General features: G+C 67.6%; 11 protein-coding genes. 5 read left to right on the forward strand and 6 right to left on the reverse strand.

Annotation, left to right across the window (positions count from 1 at the left end):
* A complete protein-coding gene (locus tag AC3WTE_RS11330) occupies positions 1-759 on the reverse strand; it encodes a class I SAM-dependent methyltransferase (protein ID WP_492437725.1) in 759 nt (252 codons plus the stop codon).
* 93 nt (positions 760-852) lie between these two features.
* Here AC3WTE_RS11330 and AC3WTE_RS11335 point away from each other — a divergent pair, with 93 nt between their 5' ends.
* Both AC3WTE_RS11335 and AC3WTE_RS11340 read left to right on the forward strand, forming a co-directional pair.
* Complete coding sequence (locus AC3WTE_RS11335) at positions 853-1,647, forward strand: hypothetical protein (protein WP_492437554.1); 795 nt, start codon at positions 853-855, stop codon at positions 1,645-1,647.
* A 44-nt stretch (positions 1,648-1,691) separates the two neighbouring features.
* Positions 1,692-2,489, forward strand: a complete 798-nt coding sequence (locus AC3WTE_RS11340) for an SGNH/GDSL hydrolase family protein (protein WP_492437555.1) — start codon at positions 1,692-1,694, stop codon at positions 2,487-2,489.
* On the opposite strand, the gene AC3WTE_RS11345 is transcribed toward AC3WTE_RS11340, so the two are convergent.
* Genes AC3WTE_RS11345 through AC3WTE_RS11355 form a run of 3 tightly spaced genes read right to left on the reverse strand, consistent with a single transcriptional unit; the run spans position 2,472 to position 4,325 of the window.
* Complete coding sequence (locus AC3WTE_RS11345; protein WP_492437556.1) at positions 2,472-2,846, reverse strand: DUF732 domain-containing protein; 375 nt, start codon at positions 2,844-2,846, stop codon at positions 2,472-2,474. The two genes, AC3WTE_RS11340 and AC3WTE_RS11345, sit on opposite strands and share 18 nt — an antisense overlap.
* Before the next feature lie 51 nt (positions 2,847-2,897).
* Positions 2,898-3,461, reverse strand: a complete 564-nt coding sequence (locus tag AC3WTE_RS11350) for a hypothetical protein (protein ID WP_492437557.1) — start codon at positions 3,459-3,461, stop codon at positions 2,898-2,900.
* A gap of 51 nt (positions 3,462-3,512) precedes the next feature.
* The gene (locus AC3WTE_RS11355; RefSeq protein WP_492437558.1) at positions 3,513-4,325 is read right to left on the reverse strand and encodes a nuclear transport factor 2 family protein; all 813 of its coding nucleotides are present in this window, start codon (positions 4,323-4,325) and stop codon (positions 3,513-3,515) included.
* An 83-nt stretch (positions 4,326-4,408) separates the two neighbouring features.
* Between AC3WTE_RS11355 and AC3WTE_RS11360 the strand changes: the two genes are divergently transcribed.
* Together AC3WTE_RS11360 and AC3WTE_RS11365 are read left to right on the forward strand one after the other, a co-directional pair.
* Positions 4,409-4,816, forward strand: coding sequence for an Rv0313 family protein (locus AC3WTE_RS11360; RefSeq protein WP_492437559.1), 408 nt, complete (start codon positions 4,409-4,411; stop codon positions 4,814-4,816).
* Between the two features lie 93 nt (positions 4,817-4,909).
* Entirely contained in the window at positions 4,910-5,332 is a 423-nt protein-coding gene (locus AC3WTE_RS11365) for a hypothetical protein (protein WP_492437726.1), read from the forward strand.
* A gap of 253 nt (positions 5,333-5,585) precedes the next feature.
* On the opposite strand, the gene AC3WTE_RS11370 is transcribed toward AC3WTE_RS11365, so the two are convergent.
* The gene (locus AC3WTE_RS11370; protein ID WP_492437560.1) at positions 5,586-7,001 is read right to left on the reverse strand and encodes an HNH endonuclease signature motif containing protein; all 1,416 of its coding nucleotides are present in this window, start codon (positions 6,999-7,001) and stop codon (positions 5,586-5,588) included.
* Positions 7,002-7,168: 167 nt separating this feature from the next.
* Positions 7,169-7,630: an SRPBCC family protein gene (locus AC3WTE_RS11375; protein WP_492437561.1), complete on the reverse strand. Its 462-nt coding sequence runs from the start codon at positions 7,628-7,630 to the stop codon at positions 7,169-7,171.
* A 351-nt stretch (positions 7,631-7,981) separates the two neighbouring features.
* Between AC3WTE_RS11375 and AC3WTE_RS11380 the strand changes: the two genes are divergently transcribed.
* The gene (locus tag AC3WTE_RS11380) at positions 7,982-8,551 is read left to right on the forward strand and encodes a peptidoglycan endopeptidase (protein WP_492437562.1); all 570 of its coding nucleotides are present in this window, start codon (positions 7,982-7,984) and stop codon (positions 8,549-8,551) included.
* Positions 8,552-8,634: the final 83 nt, after the last annotated feature.

Consider the following 8,634-nt stretch of genomic DNA (forward strand, 5'->3'; position numbering starts at 1 on the left):
TCAGGCCGGCTCCGCCACGAGCAACAGGGTGTCGCCGCCGACCTGCACCCCGCCGGCTCCGATCACCTCAGCCAGCCGGGCACGCAGCTCCATCGCCCGGTCAGCGGGCAGCACGAGGTGATTCGAGTAGGTGAACACCAGATCCAGCCACTGCTCGCCGGTGTACTGCTCACCGCGCTCGTACGTCAGCTGCCGCACCGCGAATCCGGCCGCCTCCAGGTCGGCCACGACGTCGGCACTGGCCATGCCTGAACCCGTACCGCCGGTCGGCGTCGCCGTGACCAAAGGTGAAGCGGCGTCCAGGAAGTCGCGGTACACCGCCGCGAAGTCCGTACGCGAGGGCTGGACCGGGAACAGGCGGTTCCAGGCCAGCGCCAGCCGCCCGCCCGGGGCAAGCAAACGGCGAATCTTCGGCAGCGCCGCCGCCGGGTCCACCCAGTGGAACGACTGGGCGAACAGCACCACGTCGAAGGTGCGGCCGGCGTCGTCCCAGTCCTCGAAGGTGGCCACCTCGACGCTGACGCCGTGTTCGGCGGCAACCTCGGCCATCCGCGGATCCGGTTCCAGCGCAACCAGTTCCGCCCCGTGGGCAATCAACTGGCGCGACGCGATCCCGGTCCCGGCACCGACGTCGAGCACCCGGACCGGGGCGGTACCGACCAGTTCGTCGAGCATGGGCTCCGGATACCGGGGCCGGTGTTGGTCATATGACCGGGCGGCGCCGCCGAACGAATCAGCGCGGTCGCGTTGCCGGTACAGCTCATCAGACTCAGCCACGAGTCGACGCTACCGGTCGGCCGCGCGAGGATGCCGACTGGTGCACCGGTGGCAGATCCAGGCATGCTTGAGCCCATGACGCGTCCGCCGCGCCGGTGGGACCCGCTCCGACCGCTCGACCTGTTCACCTCGGTGGTGTCGACCGCCGCGGTGCTGCCGATGAGCACTGGGGCCGCCGCGGCGTACCGGACCGCGTTCCTGACGGTACGGCCGCTGGTGATCGGGCGGCGGATCACGGTCCGACTGCGCACCAGCGACCTGACCATGACCGTCGCCGAGTTCGATTCCCGGTGGGACGCCGGAATCTTTGCCGTGGGCCATATCGGCACCGTCAACATCGCCGCGTATAAGGTCAAATGGGCTGGCACCGTACTGAATTCGGTATCGGCGAAGCTGAACAACCTGCACGTCCGGCCATCGGTGCCACCGATGCTGGTCGCCGCGCCGGTCGAGTTGTGCGTAGAGATCCCGTCCGACTCGCTCGACGAGCTGATCCGGGCGGCCGAGCCACGGGTGAGCACTGCGGTCGGCGAGGACGCCGTCGCCCGAATCCGGCTGTCGCGCTTCCGCTCCGGGGTTATCGAGGTCGATCCCCAGCTGCGCGGCAACACGCTCTGGCTCAAGCCCCGCGGCCTGATTGTGGGGCCCACCCGGGTGCCGGTGCCCGGGCTCGCCCCGGCGTACCCGGTGCGGCTGCCCGAGCTGCCGTATGGGGCCACCCTGACTTCGGTGGAACTCGGCCCGGGCGTCGTGCGGGTCGGTGCGACGCTGCCGAAATGGCAGTTCGACCTGCCCCGCGCCGTGTTGGACGAGCTGCTCAACCAGCTCAGTGTGGTGGGCCGTCCGCTCGACGTGATCTGGCCCAGCTAGCGGCTGCGCTGAAGTTCTGCCGATCGTTCACTACAGTCACGATCGTGACCATCGGCTACTCCCGATACGTCGCGCTCGGCGACAGCCAGACCGAGGGCCTGTTGGACGGCGACGACAACACAGGTATCCACGGTTTCGCCGATCGCCTGGCCTGGCGGCTCAACGCATTACACCCCGGGCTCCAATACGCGAACCTCGCTGTGCGGGGCCGGCGCATCGGTGACGTGCTGGAGCGTCAGCTGCCCCAGGCCCGGGCGATGAATCCCGATCTGATCACCAGCTGCATCGGGATGAACGACGTCACACGGCCGGTGCGCAGCTTCGACCGGGCGCTGGAGGACATGCGGCGCATCCACACCGAACTTGCGGCCACCGGCGCGACCGTGGTCACGACGACCTTTCCCGACATCGCCCGTATCCTGCCGGTCGGCCGGGTGCTGAGCGGCCGGCTGTGCCGGATCAACGACGTGATCCGCGCCGATTCGGCCCACTTCGGCTTCCGGCTGGTGGACCTGTCGTCGGCGACATCCATGCTCGATCCCGCTACCTGGGCCATCGATCGGGTGCATGGCTCGCCGCGCGGTCACCAGCTGTTCGCGGACGCGGCCGCAGAAGCACTGGGTTTGCCGGGCAGCGACCACAGGTGGGCCGAAGTCGAGGGCGAGCTGGTGCTGCCGCGGTTGCGCGAGCGGATGTACTCACAGCTCATGTGGGCCCAGAACATGCTGATGCCCTGGGTGTGGCGACACACGCTTGGCAGCTCACGGGGCAAGGGTCTCGAGCCGAAACGGCCGGTCCTCGCGCCGCTCGACGCCGAAACGGCGTTATCCGAGGCCGAGTAGCCCCAGCGGCAGCGGGGACTCACCGCGCCCGAGCGCACCGACCACCCCGGGGCAGAACGACGAGATCGCGAAGCCGGTGAACATGGTGGCCGGTCCCAGCGACATACCGGACGCGTCCGCGACCTTGGCCGCGGCGTCGGCGACGGTCTGGCCCGGCTCGGCCAGCATCGGGCACACCGACTGCCCCAGCGCCACCGGATCGGAACCGTTCGGCATCATCATGTCGGCGTTGTTGAGGACGTTGGTGAACGCCTCGGTGCCCGCATCCGCGCTGGCCGAACCGGCCGTGACCAGACTGCCGACGATGCCGGCGGTGGTAGCTGCGATGACGATGGCGGTACCGAATGAGCTCTTCATGATGCCCCGCATCATATGGGATGCGGGTTGCCGGCGCCGCCTCGCACGATCTCAGACGCCGGTCCAGGCGCTCGCGATCCGGGTTCCGATGTCGATGACCTTGGCATCTGCACTGCTGATCTCGCCGGCCACGTGGTGCGCGATGAAGCGCCGGATCTCGCCGTCGACATTGGCGACGATACGCAGCAGCTCCGCCCGGATCGACGACGACGTGACGTGGATGGCGATGTCCGACGACCGTGGCGCCTTCACGTCGATGACAAGCAGCAGCGGGTGGGCTGACCGCGCGGTCGCGGTCAAGTTGATCTCGCCGAACACCATGAACCGGGGCCGGTCGATGCGCAGGTCGAGTGTCATGTCGATTTCCAGCGGGATGCGGATCGCGAAGGTGATCTCTTCCCCGAGCGTCCGGGCCACCACCGGGTGTTTGATCTGCACGCGTGCGGTGACCTTGGCAAGCCCGCCGGGCCCCTGGGCGATGGGGCCCATGTCGAAGGCTTCGCCGGCGATACCACCGATCGCGTCCGCGACGCGTTCCTCGCTGACGGCGACCTCGAAGAATCGTCGACCGAATTCTTCGTAGGACATGTATTCGTGTTGGGGTTGAACTGGCATGGTGTGACTACGTTCTCATGTCGGGGACGGAAGCCGCGGCAACTGGCAGCTTCATTCGGCAAAGAGTCGCAAGCCGCTGACGCCCCGACCACCAGGAGCCAACTCGGCGATGACCACTCCGCGGTAGCCGTCGCGCCGGACTCCGGCCAGGACGTACCGGCCTGCGGCGATCACCTTCTGCACACGGCATTCGGTGAGCTCCTCGACCAGTTCGGAGACACTGAGCCGGGCTTCGAGGCCGCGGGTGATCGCCGCGGGCTCGCTGAGGCGCCGCTTGACCGCGAGTGCGTCGCCGGTCGCAGCGTCGGCCAGCAGCGCGGTGAGCGACCGCTTGGCCCGGGTCCCGCCGGTGCGCAGGCCACCGAGAAAGCCGACGGCGCCACTGGGCCCCTGGTTGCGCAACAGCGCCCCGGACAGCCCCAATCCGGCCGGCAGCGCCGCGACGCCGCACCGGACGAACTGTACGACCATGCCGGGGAGCTCCCAAAATGCCTGCAACCGAGCAATTTTCAGCGATGTCCCAGCACCTTCGGCAACCACGTCGTACTGCAGATAGACCGGAATCCGCAGCTGCACCTTGGCCCCCATGTGCACTTCCAGTTCGAGATCGCGCACGACGGTGTTGTCGATGACGATGTCGGCGTCGCGGTGGAACACGATGGTGCGTGGCCCGATGAAGGTGTCGTAGAACTGCCCGATGGCGCGGTGCCCGATGTGCGGCCGGGAACCGACCGGATCCTCGACACGTCCGTCTGCGCTGAACAGACCCACCCAGCCGGCCTTGTCATGCGCGGCGGTGGCCGCGGGCGAGCGTTCGACGGTGGCCAGGAGATCCTCGCGAGTCGGCGATTGCGGTACGGGCATGGTTCCATCGTCCACCACCGCCGGGTGCGGTCGCGAGGGGATGGCCGTGGCACATGTCGCCGATGGCGCGCACACTGGTCGGTATGAGCAACAGCGGCCCGTTCGGCATCGATCCGGAAGAGTTCGATCGCGTCCTGCGCGAGACGGGCGAGGGCATCCGCGGCATGTTCGACCGCCTCGGCCGCGGCGCCGTCTGGGCCAACGTGGTCAACGATCTGACCCGGACCCCGCGGCACGCCACCCAGCCCGAGACCACCGGCGACACGGGCGACGGGGTGTGGGTGGTGTACACCGTGGCCGCGGACGGCGGGGCGCACGTCGAGGAGGTCTACCCCTCCGAACTGGAGGCCCTGCGCGCCAACAAGAACAACACCGACCCCTCCCGCAAGGTCAGGTTCCTGCCGTACGGCATCGGTGTCAGTGTGTTGGACGCACCGGAACAGAGCAGCGCGCCCCAGGACGACCAGACGCCGCGGCCCGAACCGCACTGATATTGACCTGCCGACAATATCCCCGGCGACGCGGCGGACACGCTACGCTTTGCCACATTGTCGTGTGGCAGCAGTGCGAGGGAGATGACCAGGATGTTTCGGGTACTGACGGTGGCCGCAGCGATCGCCGGAACCGCCATCGGGCTGGCACCGTTCGCGAGCGCTGATCCGGCGCTGGGCGGTAGCGACGATCCCGGCCGTTACCCCACCGACGTCCCGGGCATGAACTATCAGGCGGTCAACGGCGCGCCGTGCGACAACCACGACACCTTCATCTTCGGCCGCGGGCCCGGCGGCGCATCGATGGCCTGCCACTGGATCCCAAATCAGTGGCCACCGGTCGACACCGGCTTCTGGGGCTACTCCTACGCGATCCAGGGCGTCAAAGACATCGGTTCCCCGTGCCCAGGTCCGCAGACCGCAGCACAGGCGCCGGATGGCCGCCCGCTGCTGTGCCTGGGCGCGCAGGGCTGGCAGCCCGGCTTCAAGACCGGTGACGGGTTCTTCCCGAGCTGACCGGCACGGCGCCTGACCACCACGCGTGCAGTGAGCGCTGGTACCCAGGTGTCAGCTTCTACCTCTGGTGGTAATGCGTAGCCAATTCGCCTGCAACGCAACATTTTCGCCTCTCGTGGTCATCGGCAACCGCTAGTAGTCAGTGGCGCGGCCGCGCAACGTGATTGCCACCATGAAGCGGCTCACGCGCTGGGGATCACCCGCGTTTACCCAGGCAGACGCCAACCCGGCGCGACCAGCTCATCGCGCCGTATCATCTTGCGGGACTGTCTGTTTCACCATCGCCGTCCTCGCCCTCGTCATCCTCGCTCTCGGGTGGGTAGAGGGTGGGGTGGTGGTATTGGTTGGTTCTGGGTTGGCCGATGTCGAGTAGTGGTGGTGGGGTCCAGTGGGCGCGGCCGTTTTTCATGGTGGTGGTCCAGCCGCCGGTGTCGGCGAGGCGGTTGTCGCAGCCGCAGGCCAGGGTGAGGTTGGTGATGTCGGTGGGCCCGTCATCACGCCAGTCGGTGTCGACGTGGTGGGCTTGGCGGCGGGAGGCGGGGGCGGTGCAGCCCGGTTTGGTGCAGCCGCGGTCGCGGGCGAAGAGCATGATGCGCTGGCCGGTGGTGGCGGTGCGACGGGCCCGACCTAGATAGAGGGGGATGGTGGTGTGCTGGTCGAACACCGCCAGATAATGGTGGGCGCCGTGACCGGCCATGCGAATCAGATCCCGCATCGGCAGTTTCGATCCGGTGTGGGTGACGGCGACGCCGGCGCCGCGTTCGAGTTCTTGCACCGTGGTGGTGGCGACGACCGTGACGGGCAGCCCGTTGTGGGCACCCAACTGCCCGGAGGCCAGGAGCATCCGGCCCACCACTTTGAACGCGTCGTGTTGGCGCTGTGCCACGGTGCGGGTGTCGCCCGCGATCTGGGCTTGGGTGGGTGTGCCGGAGATGCAGGGTGCGGGGTCGGCGGGGTTGCAGATTCCGGGGGTGGCCAACTTTTCGAACAATGTCTCCCAGTAGGCCCGTGCTTCCGGATCGAGGCTGGCCTTGACTTCCGAGCGGCCATCGGGCTGCTGTTTACCCATGACGAACGACCGTTTGGGGTCGGGTTCGTGGTCGTCGGGTTCGGGGCCGTCCTGATCGAGCCGGTACAGCAGGTCGGCGGCGGCTTTGCGCAGTTCCTCGGGGGTTTGGTATCGGGCTGCGGCGACCAGGTCGGCCTCGCACTGCGCCAAGGTGAGCGGGTCCAGCCACAGCGGCACTTTGGTGAAGAATCCGGTGATCACCGCGATGTGCTCGGTGTTGATGGCACCGTCGGCTTGGGCGGCGGCGACCAGTTCCCACACCGGGCCCAGGGGTTCGCCGGTGATCGCCGACCGCGGCCCCAGATGGTCGGCGTCGCGGACCCTTCGGCGGGCCTCCTCGCGGCTGATGCGGTGCCGGATGTGCAGGACCTCGGGCCAGTCTTTGGCGCCGATGTCTTTGGCGGTGGCCTGGGTCTGGGCGGCGGCCAAAATCTGGTGGTCGACCGCCTCGGCGGCGCATTTGAGGGTTTCGCGGCGGGACTGCAACTCCAGCAACATTTCGATGGGCAGTCCGCTGTAGTCCAGGGATGCGATCGCAGCCGCGGCGGCTTCGTAAGCGGCGTACACCTGCTCGACGGAGGCCCGATCAGTCAATCCCATACTTCGAATATTAGTTCGAAGTACTGACAAGAAACCGTCGACGCTGTCGACGCTGTGACGCCAGTAACCTTACGTGACCAGCGCAAACAAAGTGACCAAAGGTCTTCAGATGGACCGCCCGCGGAGGCAGGCGGCCCATCTCGCGCCACCCTCATCCGACAAGCTGATCAGCCCGAACTGTCCTCGAAGTGGCGCCGGATGGCCGCCAGCATCGTCGCGTGCGCCTTCTCCGCCTGCGCGGCAGTGAAGGCGATGAGCGGCCGCGGCGCTGCTATATCTACTGTCTCGGTGACGACGGTGCCGGCGCCGGACGCCGCGAAGGTGACCGTGCCGCGGAGCCGCACTCTCGGACACTGGCGCGCCTCGGTGTGCACCACCCCGTCGGGCGCGATCAGAACCGTCGCCCGATAGGCCACCGCCAGGGCGAGCGGGCCGAACGGGATGCGATCTCGCACCCGATAGTCGCGGCGGCGGCCCTGTGCGTCCTGCCGATCGACCAGACAGTCCACCGCCACCACGAGCGGATGCACCAGCTTCATGTTCGCCAGATCTGCATAGAAGGTACGGGTGTCGTCCGGTGCCGCCGGCACCTCTTCCCTCAGCTCGAATCGGGACCGGGACATCCACATCGACCCACCGTAACTTGACCGTTTCAGAAGGTGAGCCCAGGTCCGCCGAAGGCACGGCCTGAAGAACCCACACGGAGTCCGAAACCGGCACACAAACCGCGCGGAGGCCCGCAGCACCGGTCGTGGAATTAGCTGGTCACGGCTCCACAACAGCCGTCGCGACCTTGCATTTGCGGAAAAGCTGTGTATGGCAGTATGTTTTGTGCATTCACCTGCAGGTTCTCGAAATCGCCTCTGCCCCAACATGATGTGAATAAACCGTCATGTAACGCACGCCACACGATTCGCGAAACGTGATGGCAGACACAGAATTTTGACGCTTTCAATTTTCCGTTGCTAGCGTTCATCGTCATGTTTGCTATTGCGACCGCATCGCTGCTGGCTTTAGTCAGCCAGGTTTCGGGTACGCCGTACATCTCCGGCGGAGACACGGCACGCGGCACTGACTGCTCCGGACTGGCTTCCTGGGTGGCCAACGCCGCCACCGGCCGTCCCGTCTACGGCGACCGGTTCAACACCGGCAACGAAGAGGCCGCGCTACGCGCCCGCGGCTTCCTGCCCGGCACCGCCCCCGGCGCCCTGAACATCGGCTGGAACGGCGGCCACACGGCCGTGACGCTGCCGGACGGCACCCCGGTGTCCAGCGGTGAGGGCGGCGGCGTCCGAATCGGTGGCGGCGGCGCCTTCCAGCGCCAGTTCACCCACCACATGCACCTGCCGTTGGCTCCTGGCGACGACATCCCGGCCGATCTGCCCCTCGACGGCCCGCTGGACGCTCCGCTCGCGCCTCCGGCCGGTCCCACCGACCTCCCGGCCCCGGAAATCATCCAGGCCGCCAACTTCGCCCCCGCCCCGGCCGCCCCGGTGCCGGCTCCTGAGGCTCCCGCTCCGGCCCCGGAGGGCCCGGAACAGCCCGTCTAACCGTTTTTCCGCACCACATGCATCCAGCAGTAGGGCTGGGGCCCCCCACTTGTCCTAGGCCTGATGATGTTTTGCCCGCGGGT

This window comes from Mycobacterium sp. FW102-FHT13B02, assembly GCF_058790275.1.